Raw genomic sequence first — 17,786 nt, 5'->3', positions numbered from 1 at the left:
TGTGCGGATGACGGATAGGGGGGACGTGGCGCCGTGGGGGCCGGGCGGCGCCGGGGTTCGTGCGGAGGGGGACGGGCCGGGGCGGTGCCGTGCGCCCGGGGTCCGGCGGTCAGACTGCCAGGTGGCGGCCGCCCCTGGGGGCGGGCTCCGGCTCCGGTTCGGGGATGACCCCGGCGCTGGCCTGGGACTCCGCGGCCATGTCGAGGTCGCCCTCGACGTAGTGGGTGGTGGCCTCGCTGGCACCGGAGACGGCGGAGACGGTCAGGCCCGCCATCTCGCTCATGATCGCGAAGTAGTGCTCGGCGAACTCGCCGAGGGCCATGCCGATGACGGGGCTCCTGGCGTAGTCGCCGGAGTCGACGAGGTGCTCCTCGACCTTCTGCATGACACCGATGAGGCCGTCGCCGCCGCCCTCCTCGCCGAGGTGTCCGGCGACGGTCGTCAGTACGCCGCCCACCGCGGCGGGTTGGATGTTCCACTGGGACACGTGGTGCTCCTTTCGTGCCGTGCGGGTCCGGGGCGCCGCCGGGCCCCGGCCGCCGGGAGCGGGACCGGTGGCGCGGTACCGCCCCCGGCCCGCGCGTGCGGCGCGGACACCAGGGTCTGACGCCCGTTCCCCGCTGAAGGTTTCACCGGGACCGCGGAGCGGGAAACCCCCGTTCTCCCGAGCGGCACCGGGCCGGGCGGGGGCCGCGCGCACGCCGCGGGGCGGTCACCGGGCCCCGCGGGGGCGGTCGGAGCCGCGGCCGGGTGCCGGCAGGGGCTTCGGCCGGTGCCGGTACCTCGTTCGGATTGGCCGGATACGGCCACGCGCCGACGGCGGGAAGGGGAGCAGTCGCGTCCGGGCGCCCGCCCCGAAGGCCCCGGCGGGTGAGCGGGCCAGGCCGGTCCGCCGGAGGGGTCCGCGCCGTTCACCGGCCGTCGTCCACAGGCGCGGATCATCCCTGTGCCTACGTCAGAGGCCACTTGTATGATGCAGATCCTCCCCTATGGGGGGATCCAGTCCGTTGCCCGGTCGCGGATCTTCTCCCGAACCACGGGCACTCCGCGTGCGTCCTCCCCCACGGGAGGCGAACAGCCTCGCGAGGACCCCCGAGGAAAGCAGGTGAAAAGTTGTCACGTTGGCAGATCGGCGACAGCACCCTGACCACCCTGTCCCAGAGCACCGGCACCACCGGTGACGAGCTGAGCAGCCTCATCCAGCAACTCGTCCAGGCCGCCGAGCCCCTGTCCGGCAAGTTCGACGGCGCGGGCAAGGCCGCGTTCGACTCCTTCAAGCTCAGGGCCGACGGCATCACCGCGGACCTGCGCGCGGGCCTCGGCTCCATCCAGGAGGGCCAGACCGGCATGAACACCGCGTTCGTCACCGGTGACCAGACCATGGCCGACGACGCGAACCAGAGCATGGGCTCGGCCAACTTCGACGCCGCCAAGTTCCGCTGACCCCCCGACCCCCCGGTAAGGAGCATCCATGAGCAACAACGCCTACGACCTCGGTGCCTCCCAGGAGGTCCAGGGCAACATCCAGTCGATCACCAACCGCCTCGAGACCCTGATCGGCGAGCACGACACCGACGTCAGCCAGGCCATGGCCGAGTTCGAGGCCACCGGCGTGTCCGAGGAGTACAGCGCCAAGGAGCTCAAGTGGCACAACGCCGGTAACGAGGTCCGCGAGATCATCCGGCTCGTGCGCGAGACGCTGTCCACCAACGACTCCACCGCCCAGGAGACCCTCAGCCGCGCCAACAGCGCGGTCATGAACATCTGACCGCACCCGAGGTACGGGACACGCACGAGAGGCAGTGAGGAGCACGGTTGGCACGCGACTACGACAGTCAGCTGCTGGAGTCCGTCGCCGTGCGCCGACAGCGCCTGCGCGAGGCGGTGCTCTTCGGCGGCCAGCGCACCAGGCGCCGCCTGGACGAGAACTTCGGCAAGGTGGCGATCAGCGCCTGCCTCGCCGCGGTCATCTGCGGCGGCACCGTCGGCTGGTCCTTCGTCAGCAACCAGCTCAGCACCCAGCGGGTGGAGCAGGAACAGCAGGCGTCGGGACCGGCCAACAACGCCGTCCCGCCCATTCCGGGCGACTGGGTCGGCGCGCAGGTCACGCTCGACGACCTGCGCGGGGAGCTGGACGCCGCCGGGGTCCCCGAGAGCCTGTACGTGCTCCCGGGCGACCCCCGTCCCGAGCCCGGAACCCTCGACAGCTACTACCTGCTCAGCCAGGACGCGGAGGGCTACCTGTCCGCCGCCGTCATGGACTTCGACCAGGGCCGCCCCGGACCCGAGTTCACCACCGAGGACGAGGCGGCCCGCTGGCTCTACCAGGAACTGGCCACCACCGAGCCCGAACCGACCGTCCTCACCCAGGCCGAGGAGAGGCAGACCGCCGAGGCCACGGCGGAGCTGGTCACCACGGTGCGCGAGAGCCTTCAGGAGCGCAGCGGCGGCTCCTACCTGCACGGACTCGCGGTCGGCGACGTCGTGGACGCCTTCGGCCAGGAGAGCGGCCGCTACCTGTTCCCCGACGGGACCGCCTTCGGGGAACGCGGTCTGCCCGACCACGCCCGCACCGCTCCCGACGGCGAGGACCTCTACCACCGCTACCGGGTCATCCACCCCTTCCAGGTGAGCGCGACCAGCGCCCCCGCGAACGGGGGGCACCCCGGCGGCGGCGTCCGCTTCACCCTCGACACGGCCGGGTTCACCGAGGTACCCACCGTTCCGACGATCCGCTGGCTCATCGGCAACGGCTACCTGGAGCGCATCGCCGTCAGCGACGTGCCCGGCTAGGGGCGCCGACGCAAGCCTCCACACCGTCCGGCTGGAGGGCACGACCGAATTCCGGGGCCCGGACCCCGGACCCGAGAGCGGTGGCCAGGGCCACCGGTGACGCAGGAGCGAGGATGGGAAGGCAATGACCGCTTGGAGCCGCGTGACCCTCGTCGGCGAGGAGCGCAGGGTCGACGCCGTCCTGCCCGCGAGCGAACCCGTGGGCGCGCTCATGCCCGAGGTGCTCGACCTCCTCGGCGACCAGGTGGAGAACCCCGCCAAACTGCGGCACCTGGTGACCGCCTCCGGGATCGTCCTGGAGGGCGACACCACGCTCGCGGAACGGCAGATCACCGACGGCGCGGTGCTGCGGCTGGTCCGGGCGGAGGAACCGGTGCCCGCCCCGGTGGTGCACGAGGTCCCCGAGGCGGTCTCGATGGCCCTGGACGACCACCAGGGGCGCTGGAACCCGGTGGCGGCCCGCTGGACCGCCACCGTCTCCCTCGTCGCCCTCGCCGTGGGCGCGGCCTGGATCGTGCAGGGGTACTTCTCCGGCAACGGCGGCCTCGTCGGCCTGGCCGTGGTCGCCGCCGTGCTGGTTGCGGTGGGCGCGTCGATCGGCCCGACCTGGCGGGAGCCCCTGGGCACGGCCCTGGCGATCAGCGGCACCGCGGTCGGCGGACTGGTCCTGTGGCTGGCCTGCGACCAGCTCGGCTGGCCCGAGTGGGCCCGCTGGGGCGGCGGCGCCGCCCTGGTCGCGGGACTGGTCCTGCTGCTCGGGCTCACGTCGGGACTGGGCCGGGGCGGCCTGACCGGTGGCGGGGTCGGACTCGCCCTGGCGGTCGTGTGGTCGGTGGGCGCGGCGCTGGGCCTGCCCACCTACCAGATCGCCGTCATCATGGCGGTGGCCTGCGTGGTGCTGCTGAGCCTGCTGCTCCGCCTGGCGCTGATGTTCTCCGGGCTGGCGGTCCTGGACGACCGGCGCAGCTCCGGGGAGGCGGTGACCCGGAGCGACGTGCTCACCTCGGTGGCGGGAGCCCACCGGAGCCTGGTGATCGCCACGATCGCGGTGGCGGTGTCCGCGGCCACGGCGGGGATCGGCCTGGCCACCCACTTCGACTGGTGGACGGCGGGGCTGTCGGTGGTGCTGGCCCTGGTGGTGGCCAGCCGCGCCCGGCTGTTCCCGCTGGTCGCGCAGAAGTCGGTGCTCATCGCCGCGAGCCTCGTGGTGCTGGTGGCCTTCCTCCTCTCCTGGGCCGAGGCCGTGCCCTGGGGGGTGTGGCCCGCGCTGGGGATCGCGGTCGCGGTGTCGGCCGTCCCCGCGGTCGTGCTGTCGATCGAGCAGCCCGAGCACGTGCGGGCGCGGCTGCGCGGTGTCACCAGCAGGTTCGAGGCGGTCGCCGTCGTCGTGCTGGTGCCCCTGGCGATCGGCGCGTTCGGCACCTTCCAGCGCCTCCTCACGACCTTCTGAACGGGGGGACGATGAACGCCTCACAGACGCGGGCCCCGGGCGGGGCCTCTCCGGCCGGAGCCGCTTCGGCCGCCTCCGGGACGCGGCCGGTGCGCGGTGACGGCTGGGTGCGCCGCGTCGGCCGGGCGGCGCTGCGCCCGTTCCGGGCGGCGGACGAGGTGGCCGACACCATCGAGCTGGGGAGGCGGTTGCAGCGCCCCACCTCGACCGGGCGCCGGATCGTCGTGGACGACCTGGGGTCGGGCGCCGACGCGTCGGTGGTGACCGCGCTGGTCGCCCGCTCGCTGGCGCACTTCCGCCACGACCGGGTGCTGGCCGTGGACGCCACCGGTCGGGCGCCGTCCCTGGCCGAGCGGCTGGGCCTGGACGAGCCCGGCGACCTGGACGGGGTGGACCCCACCGGTTTCGAGTCGGTGCGCGCCAGTCTCGGCGAGGCCAACGAGCGCCTGTGGACGGTGCGGGCCGCCCCGGGCGGGGCCGGGGCCTACATGTCCGGGCTGCTGCCGATCTCGCGCTTCTTCGGGGTGACCCTCGTGGCCGGGGAGTCGGGCGGTGCGTTCGTGGAGGCCGTCGGCGGGGCCGCCCACGCACGGGTGCGCGTGGTCCGCGCGACCAGGGAGGCCGCGATCCGGGTCGGGCGCGAGCTGGACCTGCTGGTCGCGGACGGCAGACAGGACGAGGTACGGCGGACCGTGGTGGTCGTCTTCGACGAGCGGCGGCGTGAGGACCCGGGGTTCGACGTGGCACGCACGACCGGGATCATCGCCGAGAGCGGCGCGGGCGTCATCGTCCTGCCGCACGACCGGCACCTGGCCCAGGGCACGGTCGTACGCCCCGGGTTCATCGGTGAGGCCACCCACCGGACCGTTCAGCTGGTGGCCGCCGAGGCGCTGGACCGTTCGGTGGACGGCGCCGGGCCGGTCCGGACGCGCGTCGAAGGAGGGGAGTAGCCGTGGAGCAGCGACCCGAACCGGAACGGGGGACCCCTCCCGGGGAGCAGGAGACCCGGGAGGAGCACGACGGACGGGGGAACCCGGACGCGCCGCCGGACGCCGGGAACCCGACCGGCTGGCAACCGGGGGCTCCCGTGCACGGGGGTCCCGACCAAAGAGGTCGGCGGCAGGCGCCGTGGGGGGAACCGGGACGGCACCCCGGGCCGGTGCACGGCCAGCCCGCGCCGTCCGGCGGCCACGACGCCGGGCAGCGGGGGAGCGGCGCGGCGCCGAGCGGTCCGCAGCGGCCCGCCGCCGGTCAGGGCTTCCCGGGAGGGGAGGCCGTCCCGAGCGGATCGGAGACCGCCGCCGGTCAGGACGCCGCACGGTGGCCGGAACCGGGGCGGGGCGAGCCGTCCGGCGGCCAGCGGCCCTTCCCGCACACGCCGTACCCGGGTCGGGGAACGGCGCACCCGTACGGCCGGCAGGGGGGCGCCAACGCTGCGCCGAGCGGGCCTCAGCGGCCTGCCGCTGGTCAGGGTTTTCCGGGTGGAGGCGCCGCGCCGAGCGGTCCGCAGGTCTCTCCGGGCGGGCAGCACCCCCGTGGTCCGCAAGGCGCTCCCAGCGGGCCTCAGCGGCCCGCCGCCGACCAGGGCTTTCCCAGCGGTCCGCAGTACGCGTATGGCCAGCAGGGCGGGCCCAGCGGCCCCCAACCAGCCCCGCCCGGCGGCTGGTTCTCCGACGCGCCCGGACACGGCCAGGGCACCCCGCCCGGCGGCGCGCCGGGCTATCCGGGACAGGGGGCGCTTCCTCCGACGCCCTACGCCGTCGAGCCGCCGAGGCCGTACGAGCCCACCGGCCCCAACGCGCCCTGGGCGGGCCACTCGGGCCCGCAACGGCCCCCCACCCCGCCCGGTGGAACGGCGACGCCGCGCACCTTCGCGCAGGACTCGGTAGCCGAGGCCTTCCTGTCGGGGACGCCCATGCCCGCACCGCCGACCCAGCAGCCTCCGGCGCCTCCCGAGCAACCCCAGCAGCCTCAGCGACCCCAGCAGTACGGGCCCGGTCCCGCGCAGAGCCCGCCGGAACAGCGGGCATCGTGGCCGCGGCCCCCGCAGTGGCCGCAGCCTCCGGAACAGCAGGCGCCATGGCAGCCGCAGCCGGACCCGGCCGTGCCCGTGGACCGGAGCGCGTCGGCCGCTCCTCCCGCCGCGCCACCGGCGCCTCCCGCGAACCCGTCGCCCGCCCCGCGGCCGGAACCGCCGCGCGACCAGGAGCCGCCCGGCGAGCGGGAGCGGCCGGGCAGCCGGAGACCGCCGGGCGGACAGGAAGCCCCGCCGCACGAGGGCACGTCTTCGGACTCCCGGCCCCGCGAGGAGGTCCCGCCCGCCCGCGCCTGGTTCGGTACGACCTCCGCCTCCGAGGCGTCGCGCCCGCCGGTACCTCCCGGCGCGACCCGCGAGCCCCGGCGGGTCGGTCCGCCGCGCCCGGCGGACCCCGTGACCGTCAACCCCGGAGGCGAGGAGGACTCACCGGACCCGGACGCGGAGGAGACGGACGTCTTCCTGGTCATGGGCGCCGACCGGCGCGCCCGCAAGATGCGGGAGGAGGGCAGGGAGGCCCCGCGGACCGGGGAGGAACCGGACTCACCGGAGTCCTCAACGGCCTCGGAGACCCCACCCGCCCCTACCGCCCCCGAGGCCGCACAGGAACACGGCTCCCCGCTGTACCAGGGCGTCTCCCCGTTCGCACCCGAGCCGGAGGCCGCGGAACCCGGCGGCCCGGAGGAGACCGAGTCCTCCCTCGGGGTCCCCGAACCCGTGCGCCCCGACACGGACACCGTGCGCGTCCAGGCTCCGCCGCCCGTGGAGGCGGACCCGGCCGACTCCTCGGAGACGGCCGCCCCCGTCGCGGGCACGGGCATCCGGCCAGCCGGGCCCGAATCCGACGGCGCTCGCGGGTCCGGGGAGGCCGACTCCTCCGACACCGGTGGAGGAGCCGTCTCCCACAGCGCTCCCGGTTCCGGCACGTCCGTGCCGGGCACGGGAGCGGGAGAGGCCCTGGCCGAGGACTCCGGACCCACCGACCCCGCCCAGCCCACCGGCGCTCCCCTCGAGGCGGGCACCGCTGTCAGCGGACCCGCGCCGGGGGAGGCCGGTTCCGCGGCGGCCGCCGAGCGTTCCTCACCGGGCGCCGGGCAGGAGTCCGCTCCTCCCGGAGCCCGGGAGCCGGAGCAGGGCGCTGCCTACCCCGCCTACGGCGACCGGCCACTGGGGCCCACCGGGTTCGCGGACATTCCGGCCGCACCCTACGCGGGTGTGGGGCGGCCGGAACCCGATCAGGGCGTCCCGCGCACCGGGGACCGCCCGGACCCGCCGACCTCGTACGCCCCGACCCCGTACGCCCCGCCCACTGAGGTCCCCGCGCAGGACCCTCCGGCACAGGACCCCCGGGCACTGGGCATCGAGTCCTGGATCGATGCCGTGGGCGACGGGCGCACCCCGGTCCAGGGCGGATACGAGCAGAGGATCGCCGCGGTGAAAAGCGTCCCGGCCTCCCCCTGGCGCCGGGCCGTCTTCGCGGTGACCGGAGGACGCCTCAACCTGGGGTGAACCCGCGGTCGGGTGACAGCAGGGGGAGGCGCGCCCGCCTCCCCTTGCGGACGCGCCTCCGGGGACGCCGTACGGCACCCCCCATCCGCCGGTCCGGTCCACGGGCCGCCCTTGCGCGGGCCAGAGGACCCGGACAACCCGGTCCGGCGGGCGCCGACCGTCCGGGTCCGTCCCCTCGGCGAAGCACCGGTCCGGTCGGCTCTGCCGTCCCGCGCCGGGCCGCTCGGGCCGGGGCCTCGCGGCGCTGGGACGGCGTCCTCAGGTCATCTCCTGTCCTCCAACCCCCCGACCAGGGACAACGCCTCCCCGTGGCTGGCGGGCAGGGGCACCGTCCACACGGCCGCCCCGTGCTCCCAGCAGGTCCCCCGGCGCAGCGCGTCCAGTTCGCGGTCCAGGTCCGCGGACTCGGGGGCCACCACCGCGATCCGACCCCGGGCCAGCAGGCACACCGACTCCCCGCGCGTGAAGAACCCGCGCAGTTCGTGGCCGAGCACGATCAACCGCGCGGTGCGCCGCCACGGGTCGATCCCCGGATCCAGCGCCACGACCACGAGCCGGTGCCCCGAGGCGGGCGGCGCCCCGTCGCCGGTGTGCCGGTACAGCTCACCGAGCCGGGTCCGCAGGTACTCCGCGGTGGCCAGGCCGGTCAGCGGGTCCTGGCAGGTCTGCCACCCGCGCCCCGCGTCCGCCCACCCCTCGGCCAGCGCCCGGACCAGGACCGGCGGCGGGCTCCGCCACCCCGCCACCGACGTGAACGCCGACAGGTCGTCCAGGCTCTGCCCGATCCCCACCCCCGAACGCGCCCGCGCCCCGCCCAGGAGCCCGCAGGGGCCGGCCAGGTCGTCCCCCGCCGCGAAGGCCCCGCACACCGCGTCCACGGCGGGCGTCCACCAGCTCTCGGGCGGGTCCCACCCCGCCTCCCGGCTCCGCCGGCCCCACGGCGCGCGCAGTTCCCGGGCACGGGCGGTACGGTCCCGCGTCCCGGTCCTCACCTCGGCATCTCCCATGGCGCCGCTCCCGTCGGTCGGTCCTGTCGCGGAGGCGGGTCCGCGTCCGCTCGGCGCGTTCCGTCCTCCCTCACCCCTGATTACGGAGATCGGTGGCGGCTGTGACGCGAATGCGGGATATTTTTCGAGCACGTGTCCTCCAGCGCCGGACCGGGGCTCCTCCCCGGACCGCGGCGCACACTCCCCAGAAAGGACGCCGGGTGAACGACGTCCCCGACGATCACACAGAGACTCTGGTCGGTGACGGTGAGTTGATTCAGTGGGTGCGGGACGGCGACACCGGCGCCTACGCCACCCTCTACGAGCGCCATGCCGCGGCGGCGCGCGGACTGGCCCGGCAACTGCTGCGCGGCGAGGCGGAGGTGGAGGACGCCGCCGCCGAGGCGTTCACCCGCGTGCTCAGCGTCATCCAGCGAGGAGGGGGCCCGCAGGACTCCTTCCGCCCCTACCTGCTCACCGCCGTCCGCAACGCCGCCTACGACCGGGGACGCGGGGAGAGGCGCCAGGTCGTCACCGACGACATGGAGAGCCTCGTCCCCGGCCAGCCCTTCGTCGATCCCGCGCTCGAAGGGCTGGAGCGCTCCCTCATCGCCCGGGCCTTCCTCTCGCTCCCCGAGCGCTGGCAGTCGGTGCTCTGGCACACCGAGATCGAGGGGGCCAAACCGGCCGAGGTCGCGGACGTGCTCGGCATGAAGCCGAACGGCGTCGCCGCCCTCGCCTACCGGGCGCGGGAGGGGCTGCGGCAGGCCTACCTCCAGATGCACCTGGCGGGCGGGAACGCCGCCGAGGCCTGCCGCCCGACCCTCGGACTGCTCGGCGCCCACGTCAGGGAGGGGCTGTCCAGGCGCGACACCGCCAAGGTCGACCGGCACATGGACGGCTGCGCCGACTGCCGCGCGGTCTACGCCGAGCTGACCGACGTCAACGTCGGCCTGCGCGGGGTCGTCCTGCCGCTGGTGGCGGGCGCGGGGGCGGCGGGCTACCTCTCCGCCACCCCCGCCGGGGGCGCCTGGTGGGGGAGGATGTCGCGCCGCCAGCAGCAGGCGGTGGCCGGAGGCACGGCGGCGGCCGGTGTGGCGGTCGCGGTCGCCCTGGCCCTGACCAGCGCGCCGGAACCGCTTCCCGAACAGCAGCCGCCCCCGGCGGCGGCCCCGTGGGAGCAGCCTCCGGCGCCGACCGCTCCGGACGAGCCCGAGCCCGCTCCGGACGCGCCGTGGCCCTCTCCTCCGGCCAGCGACCGGCCGCGCCCCGACGCGGACGAGCGGCCCGAGCCCGCCGAGCCGGTCCCGGCGGTGCCGCCCGCCGACGTGCCGGAGGAGGAGGTGGCGCAGGAGCCCGGGCCGCGGTTCGCCGCGGGGATCGACCCGGTCGGCTCCCTGCTCCCGGGCAGCGAGGGGATCATGGTCCTGGACGTGCGCAACATCGGCGGCGGCGCGGCCGAGGAGGTCGTCGCCCAGCTCACCCTGCCGCCGGGCGTGGAGATGGTCTCCTCCGGCGGTGCGGGAAACGCGCTTCCCAGGGCGGTGGGACACGGCGACTGGAGCTGTTCCGCGGGCAGCGGGGGCGGCCGCTGCGCCCACCCGGGGATGGCGGCGGGGGAGGACGGCACCCAGTTCATCGACGTGCGCGTGGCCCCGGACGCCGAGGTCGGGGTTCCGGCGACGGTGTCGGTGTCCGCCGCGGGCGTGACCGCCGAGGCGACGGGGGAGCGGGGCGTGAGCGCGGAGGGCGTCACGGCCCGCTACGCCACCGCGGGCCGGGTACGCGCGGAGAGCGTCGGCAACGCCCTGATGACCTGCGTCGAACCGGAGCCGAGGGGTCGCTGGCCGTGGCCGTGGTGGGACTGGCCGTACGCCCCGGACGTCCCCGACCCGCGTCCGCAGGGTCCCGGGACCGAGCCGGGCACGGAGTCCTCCCCCGCTCCGGGCGCCCCCGCGTCCCCGAGACCGGAGCCGCCGGAAGCCGAGGCGACCATGGAGGAGGATGCGGTCCCTGGCCGGGAAGAGGGCGAAGGGGCTCCTGACGGGACGGTGGGCGCGCCGGACAACAACGTGCCCACGGAAACGGCGCGCGGACCGTTCTCCGAAGGCGTGGCGCGGCACGGCGGCCACGGCCCGGCGACGGTGGCCCACCACGCCCCCGGGTCCCACGGCGCCTCCGAGGCACAGAACGCTCCCCGGGCGCAGGACGGCCCCGGGTTCCACGGCGCTCCCGAGGCCCAGGACGGCCCCTGCGCCCGGGCCAGGCTGCGCCAGGGGCCGCGCCTGGACAACGACCACTGGACGATGGTCCCGCTGGACGCCGACGACGACCCCTCCACCACCTCCTCCAGTTCGGCGACCTGGGAACTCCCCGAGGGCGGCGGGGTGCGCTGGGCGGGGCTCTACTTCTCCGGGACCGGGACCCCCGACGCCCCCTCCGTCCGGGTCAGGGGACCGGGCATGACGGACTACCGCACCGTCGAGGCCACCAGCAACCGTGTCGCCGAGCTGCCCGGCTACCCCGCCTACCAGGCGTTCGCCGAGGTCACGGACCTGGTGCGGGCCCAGGGCGGCGGCCAGTGGTGGGTCGGCGACGCCCCCGTGAGCGAGGGCCGCGGCCACTACGCGGGCTGGAGCCTCGTGGTCGTGCTGGAGGACCCCCGGGTGGGCACCCGCAACCAGGTGATGGTCCTCGACGACACCCGGGTCTCCTTCCACGGCGGCGGGGGCGGCCCCTTCGCGGTGTCGGGCCTGCTGCCCGCCGCCGTACCCGCCCGGATCGACGTGGTGGCCTGGGAGGGCGACCCCGACCTGGGCGGGGACCGGGTGACCGTGGACGGCGCGGCGGCGGAGCCGGTCGGCGGCTACGGGCGGACGGACAACGCGTTCACCGGCTCGGCCCGCGGCGCGGTCGGCGACCCGCTCGCGTTCGGCACCGACGTGGTCCGATTCGACTCAGTACTTGGCCGAGAAACGGACATCCGAATCCTGACCGAACAGGACGCCGTGATGGTGGGGGCAGTGGTCCTGACGGCCCCCATGCGTAGTTGAGGTACGGGCTTCCACCCGCCCCGTCCGGGCCTGTCCGGCCGCTTCGGAGCCACGGGGCCCTCCGGAAAACCGCCTGTGAGTAGCAGTCCAATAACTCTGTGTGTTCAGAAGGGGCACGCAAAACCAGACAGACTTGGCTAGGCTGTGGCCCGGTCATGGACATGGCCCAGAGACAACAGGGAAGGGGGTCGGTGCCAGTGGACCGCTGCGCGTTGTTCGTTGACGCGGGGTACCTTCTCGCGGACGGCGCGATGGCAGTGCACGGAACCCGCAACCGGGACTCCGTCTCCTGGGACTACACCGGTCTCGTCCAGTTCCTCAACGAGGTCGCGCGGGACCGCACCGGCCTGCCGCTCCTGCGCTGCTACTGGTACGAGGCGGTCGCCGACGACCGGCGGACCCAGGAGCAGGACGGCATCGCCGACATCCCCGGTATCAAGTTCCGCGGCGCGCGGATAAGGCCCGGCCGCCGCGAGGGCGTCGAGAGCTACGTCCAGCGCGACCTCACCACGCTGGCCCGTACCGGCGTCCTGTGCGACGCCGTCCTGGTCAGCGGGGACGAGGACATGGCGCCGGTCGTGGCCGACGTACAGGACATGGGCGTGCGCGTCACGGTCGTGCACGTCTCCGTCGAGGGCAACTGGACCATCTCCCGGGCCCTGCGCCGCGAGTGCGACGACCTCATCGAGATCGGCGCGGGCCACCTGCGCCCGCACGTCAACCTGCTCTCCAGCGGCGGCGCCGCCCAGGAGACCGCTGCCAAGACCACCACGCCGTTCTCCAACGGCCGCGCCCGCTCGGCGCCCGAGACCCCCAGGCAGCCCGTCGCGACGGCGCAGCCCGGCGGCAGCCGGGTGGAGGCGGCCTCCTCGTCCGCCGTGGGCCTGGAGGCGATGTTCGCCGGAACCGGCGGACAGCCCGCCCCCCAGGGCAGCGCCATGGACCAGCTGCGCGCCATGCGCAGGTCCCTCGCCCAGCAGCGCGGCGGCGGGGACCACCTGGCCGGGCCGAACACGGACAACCAGCAGTCCGGCCCGATCGACGCCAACGGGTTCCCCTCCGGCGGCCAGGTCCCGCCGAACGTGGGCGGCAACAGCGCCTATCCGGGCGCCTCGATGACCGGGGGGCACCCGGCGCCGGGCGGCCAGGGGGGCTACCCCGTCACCGGGGGGCACCAGTCGCTGCGCGGGGCCGACCAGACGGGCTACGGGCTTCCGGCGAGACAGGCACCGCCCCCGCAGCAGCACATGACGGGGCCGCAGCAGTCCTTCGCCGGCGGGACCGGGCCACAGCAGTCCTTCGCCGGCGGGACCGGGCCGCAGCGCTCCTTCTCCCAGGAGGGGCAGTCCCTGCAGCCGGGCCAGCACGGCCAGCCGGGCCAGCACGGCGGGCAGCCGGGGCACGGGCAACCGGGGCACGCGCCACCGCAGAGGAGCGCCCCGCCCCAGGACCCCAGGTTCGGCCCGGGGGACAACCCCGGCTTCGGGGGTGCGAACGACGCAAACCCTACCTATGGGACCAGTACGGAAACTGACACCGCCCAACGCGGTGGGGCGGCCCCCTCCTACGGGGGACCGCAGCCTACTGGTCCCGAACAAGACAGCCGGTTCGCCGCCGGCGACTACCGGGAACCGCGTCCCAGTCCTGGATATCCCCAGCAGACGCGTCCCGCCACGCATACCGTTGACGAAGCGGTGCATGTTGCGCGCAAAGAAGGGAACGACTTCGCGGAGTCGATCGCCCGCGAGGCGCCCGCCCTGTGGGTCGAGGCCGTCCTCGCCCGCAGGCCCCGGATGCCCTCCGACCTGGAGGCGCGTCTGCTCCAGGGTTCCTCGCTGCCGATCGACCACCTGTTGCGTGACGAGGTCCGGGACGGACTGCGCCAGGGGTTCTGGCAGGCACTGGAGCGTGCCAGGCCCTGAGATCCTTGCGCGGGGAGTGCGAGTAGGTGATGAGGGCGATGCGGTTGACCCACGTGACGACGGCAGAACTCGACCGTTTGGAATTCCACGCCGTCCGGTCCGGTGAGCACGGACGGGTCGCCGCCCAGCTCATGGACCTGGCCAACCGGGTCGACGCCGGAAGCGAGATCTCCCGCGCGGAGCTGTTCGTGCGCGCGGGGGAGCAGTGGGAGATCGCCCAGGAGTTCGAGCGCGCCTGCTCGGCCTACCAGAGGGCGATCGACGACGGCGGCCCCACGGTGATCGACGCGCGCGCCCTCAGCGCCGGTGCGCTGCTGCAACTGAACGAGGTCGGGACGGCCTACGCCCACCTCGAACGCCTGGAGAGCGAGCGACCCCCGGGGCTCCAGACCTACATCCACGTTGCCGAGGCGCTGTACGCGCACGACGACCTGGAGGGCGCCGAGCGGTGGGCCACGGTCGGCGCGCACCGCTTCCTCGGCCTGGACGCCTCGCCCTACGTCCACGACCTGCTGCTGGAGCTGCTGCGGATCCGGTTCCGCGTCCGCGTCGACCTGGGCCTGGACGAGGACGCCCTGGACCGGCGGCTCGACGCCGGGTGAGGGCCGCGCCGGGCTCGCCCGCCCCCGCGGCCCGCGCCGACCCCGGTGAGTGAGGTTTCCGACGTTTCCCTCCCGGGGGCCGCGACACGCCCGGGCCGACTCCGCCCGGAGTGCTTTTCCGCGACGCCCCGAGGCCGCGGCCGCAGGATCGGGTACGCCAGGTTCCGCGGAGCCGTGCGGCCCCCGTGCGCGGGCGTTGCGGGCCGACTGGGGCGGCGGCACGGGCAGGGTCGGGTGCGGGCGCCCCCGGCGACGACCTAGGCTGTGTCGGGCCGCCTCAGGGCCGCCCCGACGGGGCGCTCAGCCCCCGCGCCGACGGGCCTCCCAGAGCCCCTCATACCACGCCCCCAGGGTGTGTTCGACAATCGTCGAAGAACCTGAGAAATCGATGACACGCCATCATCTTGCGGTGTTCCAACGCACCATCCCCTAGATGTAGTATCTCTCCCGCTGGTGGTTCACCCCTCGGGGTGAGGCAGAGGGGACCCGGTACGAGCCGGGCCGTCCCCGCAGCGGTGAGTGGAAGAAGAGGCCGTCACAGGTACCGGGAACCCCCGCGGAACCCCGGTGCCGTGGTCCCCGCCCACCCGCCACCGGTGATGCACACCTGAGTGTGTGCCGACGACGGGGCTTCGAGAACGAGCCGCCGCGGCCCGCCGGCCGGACGACCGCGCGCACCCAGTGCGCCGGTCCGCCGGGAGCGCCGCGCGACCCTCGCTTCTCGTCCCCTCCCCGCCGGGACTCTTCTATCGAGGTTGGAGCCGCTGTATGACCCTTGACGTCGAGGCCGTGCCCGCATCCGTTCGGTCCAGCAAGGACGGCAACCCCCCTGCCGCCGTCGACCGGATCGAGCACGTCGTAGCCGAGGCCTGTGCGCGGCTCACCGGTGTTTCGGCGGAGAAGGTCCTCACCGAGGCCCGTCGCGGCTTCTACCCCGGCATCTCCGACGCCGAGGTGGAACTCGCCCTGGTCATGGCCGCCCGCAGCTTCGTGGAGGTCGACCCGGACTACTCCTACGTGGCCGCCCGCCTGCTGCTGGACAAGCTGCGCCGCGAGGCCCTCACCTTCATCAGCGGCGCCCCCGACGCCGCCGGCCAGTCCGAGATGGGCGAGCGCTACGCCGCCTACCTCGCCGCCTACGTCGGACGCGGCATCGACCTCGGCCAGCTCGACCCGGCGCTGGCCAAGTTCGACCTGGCCCGCCTGGGCGCCGCGCTGCGCCCCGAGCGCGACGAGCAGTTCACCTTCCTGGGCATCCAGACCCTCTACGACCGCTACTTCCTGCACAGCGACGAGGTCCGCTACGAGCTGCCGCAGGCGTTCTTCATGCGCGTGGCCATGGGTCTGGCCCTCAACGAGGACGACCGCGAGGCCCGCGCCATCGAGTTCTACGAGCTGCTGTCCTCGTTCGACTTCATGGCCTCCACGCCCACCCTGTTCAACTCGGGCACCGTGCGGGCGCAGCTGTCCTCCTGCTTCCTCACCACCGTGGGCGACGACCTCCAGGCCATCTTCCACGGCATCAGCAACAACGCGATGCTGTCCAAGTACTCCGGCGGCCTCGGCAACGACTGGACCCCGGTGCGCGGCCTGGGCTCGCACATCCGCGGCACCAACGGCAAGAGCCAGGGCGTCGTGCCGTTCCTGAAGATCGCCAACGACACCGCCGTCGCGGTCAACCAGGGCGGCAAGCGCAAGGGCGCGGTGTGCGCCTACCTGGAGACCTGGCACATCGACATCGAGGAGTTCCTCGACCTCCGCAAGAACACCGGTGACGAGCGCCGCCGCACCCACGACATGAACACCGCGAACTGGGTTCCGGACCTGTTCATGCAGCGCGTGGAGCAGGGCGGCAGCTGGACCCTGTTCTCGCCGGACGAGGTCCCCGACCTGCACGACAAGTACGGCGCCGAGTTCGCCGAGGCCTACGCCCACTACGAGGCCGAGGCCGCGGCGGGCCGGATCAAGGTCTCCAAGACCCTCCCGGCCGTCGACCTGTGGCGGCGCATGCTGACCATGCTGTTCGAGACCGGGCACCCGTGGATCACCTTCAAGGACCCGTCCAACCTGCGCTCGCCGCAGCAGCACGTCGGCGTGGTGCACTCCTCCAACCTGTGCACCGAGATCACGCTGAACACCAGCGCCGACGAGGTCGCGGTCTGCAACCTGGGCTCGGTCAACCTGGCCCAGCACGTGGGCCCGGACGGCCTGGACGCCGAGCGCCTGCGCCGCACCGTCCGCACCGCCGTGCGCATGCTCGACAACGTCATCGACGTGAACTTCTACACGATCCCCGAGGCGCGCCGCGCGAACATGCGCCACCGCCCGGTGGGCCTGGGCCTCATGGGCTTCCAGGACGCGCTGTTCAAGCTGCGCACGCCCTTCGCCTCCGACGGCGCGGTCTCCTTCGCCGACGAGAGCATGGAGCTGATCAGCTACTACGCCATCGAGGCCTCCATGGAGCTGGCCGCCGAGCGCGGCTCCTACGAGAGCTTCGAGGGCTCCCTGTGGAGCCGGGGCGTGCTGCCGATCGACTCGCTGCGCCTGCTGGCCGAGTCGCGCGACGGCGACCTGGACATGGACCGGGGCGAGACCCTGGACTGGGACTCGCTGCGCGAGCGCGTCAAGACCACGGGCATGCGCAACTCCAACGTCATGGCCATCGCCCCGACCGCGACCATCGCCAACATCACCGGCGTGAGCCAGTCGATCGAGCCGGTCTACCGCAACCTGTACGTCAAGTCGAACATGTCCGGCGACTTCACCGTGGTCAACCCCTACCTGGTGCGCGACCTCAAGGCCCGCGGCCTGTGGGACGACGACATGGTCTCCGCGCTGAAGATGCACGACGGCAGCCTCGGCGCCATCGACCGCGTCCCGGCCGACCTCAAGGCCCTCTACGCCACCGCGTTCGAGGTCGACCCCGAGTGGCTGGTGGACGCCGGTTCGCGCCGCCAGAAGTGGATCGACCAGGCCCAGTCGCTGAACCTGTACATGGCGGCCCCCAGCGGCAGGAAGCTGGACTCGCTGTACCGCCGCGCGTGGCGCTCCGGTCTCAAGACCACCTACTACCTGCGTTCGCAGAGCGCCACCCACGTGGAGAAGAGCACGCTCAAGGGCACCGACGGCCGCCTCAACGCGGTCGCCGCGACCCCCGCGGCCCCGGTCGCCTCGCCCGCGCCGAGCCCGGCCCCGGCGCCGAGCCCCGCGCCCAGCCCGTCCCCGAACCCGCAGCCCGTCACCGGCGGCGCGGCCGACGAGGACGAGTTCGAGATCATCGACGGCCAGGCCTGCTCGATCGACGACCCCGAGTGCGAGGCCTGCCAGTAGCACCGGCGGCCGCGCACCCCCGTGCGGCGACCGGAGGGCGGGGGCGGCATGACGCCGCCCCCGCCCTCCGGCGGGCCCCGGGCCGCGGAGGCGTCCGTCCCCTTCA

Annotated in this window: 12 protein-coding genes; 10 read left to right on the top strand and 2 right to left on the bottom strand. The window is 74.5% G+C overall.

The genetic code is table 11. The annotated features are described in order from the left end of the window. Positions 1–109: 109 nt before the first annotated feature. On the bottom strand, positions 110–487 hold the full coding sequence (locus UIS43_RS16700) for a DUF6507 family protein (protein WP_013155614.1): 378 nt from the start codon (positions 485–487) through the stop codon (positions 110–112). Positions 488–1,113: 626 nt separating this feature from the next. Between UIS43_RS16700 and UIS43_RS16695 the strand changes: the two genes are divergently transcribed. From UIS43_RS16695 to UIS43_RS16670, 6 genes are all read left to right on the top strand, one after another. Continuing rightward, entirely contained in the window at positions 1,114–1,443 is a 330-nt protein-coding gene (locus tag UIS43_RS16695) for a hypothetical protein (protein ID WP_013155613.1), read from the top strand. Positions 1,444–1,471: 28 nt separating this feature from the next. Further along, positions 1,472–1,768, top strand: a complete 297-nt coding sequence (locus UIS43_RS16690; RefSeq protein ID WP_013155612.1) for a pore-forming ESAT-6 family protein — start codon at positions 1,472–1,474, stop codon at positions 1,766–1,768. A 47-nt stretch (positions 1,769–1,815) separates the two neighbouring features. Continuing rightward, complete coding sequence (locus UIS43_RS16685) at positions 1,816–2,793, top strand: TNT domain-containing protein (RefSeq protein ID WP_013155611.1); 978 nt, start codon at positions 1,816–1,818, stop codon at positions 2,791–2,793. Between the two features lie 124 nt (positions 2,794–2,917). After that, positions 2,918–4,243, top strand: coding sequence for a type VII secretion integral membrane protein EccD (gene eccD, locus UIS43_RS16680; RefSeq protein WP_013155610.1), 1,326 nt, complete (start codon positions 2,918–2,920; stop codon positions 4,241–4,243). A gap of 11 nt (positions 4,244–4,254) precedes the next feature. Then, positions 4,255–5,193 (top strand): ATPase, encoded by a 939-nt coding sequence (locus UIS43_RS16675; RefSeq protein ID WP_358456537.1) that lies wholly within the window; start codon positions 4,255–4,257, stop codon positions 5,191–5,193. Positions 5,194–6,674: 1,481 nt separating this feature from the next. Further along, a complete protein-coding gene (locus tag UIS43_RS16670; protein ID WP_370010733.1) occupies positions 6,675–7,787 on the top strand; it encodes a hypothetical protein in 1,113 nt (370 codons plus the stop codon). 263 nt (positions 7,788–8,050) lie between these two features. On the opposite strand, the gene UIS43_RS16665 is transcribed toward UIS43_RS16670, so the two are convergent. Beyond that, positions 8,051–8,794 (bottom strand): hypothetical protein, encoded by a 744-nt coding sequence (locus UIS43_RS16665; protein WP_019608807.1) that lies wholly within the window; start codon positions 8,792–8,794, stop codon positions 8,051–8,053. 200 nt (positions 8,795–8,994) lie between these two features. Here UIS43_RS16665 and UIS43_RS16660 point away from each other — a divergent pair, with 200 nt between their 5' ends. From UIS43_RS16660 to UIS43_RS16645, 4 genes are all read left to right on the top strand, one after another. Continuing rightward, complete coding sequence (locus UIS43_RS16660) at positions 8,995–11,826, top strand: sigma-70 family RNA polymerase sigma factor (protein ID WP_370010729.1); 2,832 nt, start codon at positions 8,995–8,997, stop codon at positions 11,824–11,826. A gap of 197 nt (positions 11,827–12,023) precedes the next feature. Next, positions 12,024–13,748, top strand: a complete 1,725-nt coding sequence (locus tag UIS43_RS16655; RefSeq protein WP_013155604.1) for an NYN domain-containing protein — start codon at positions 12,024–12,026, stop codon at positions 13,746–13,748. A gap of 29 nt (positions 13,749–13,777) precedes the next feature. Next, on the top strand, positions 13,778–14,350 hold the full coding sequence (locus UIS43_RS16650) for a hypothetical protein (RefSeq protein ID WP_071623020.1): 573 nt from the start codon (positions 13,778–13,780) through the stop codon (positions 14,348–14,350). A gap of 768 nt (positions 14,351–15,118) precedes the next feature. Beyond that, a complete protein-coding gene (locus tag UIS43_RS16645; RefSeq protein ID WP_041552950.1) occupies positions 15,119–17,680 on the top strand; it encodes a ribonucleoside-diphosphate reductase subunit alpha in 2,562 nt (853 codons plus the stop codon). Positions 17,681–17,786: the final 106 nt, after the last annotated feature.

The organism is Nocardiopsis sp. LDBS0036, from assembly GCF_041228755.1.
Lineage (GTDB): Bacteria > Actinomycetota > Actinomycetes > Streptosporangiales > Streptosporangiaceae > Nocardiopsis > Nocardiopsis dassonvillei.
This window is presented reverse-complemented; position numbering and strand designations above follow the sequence as displayed.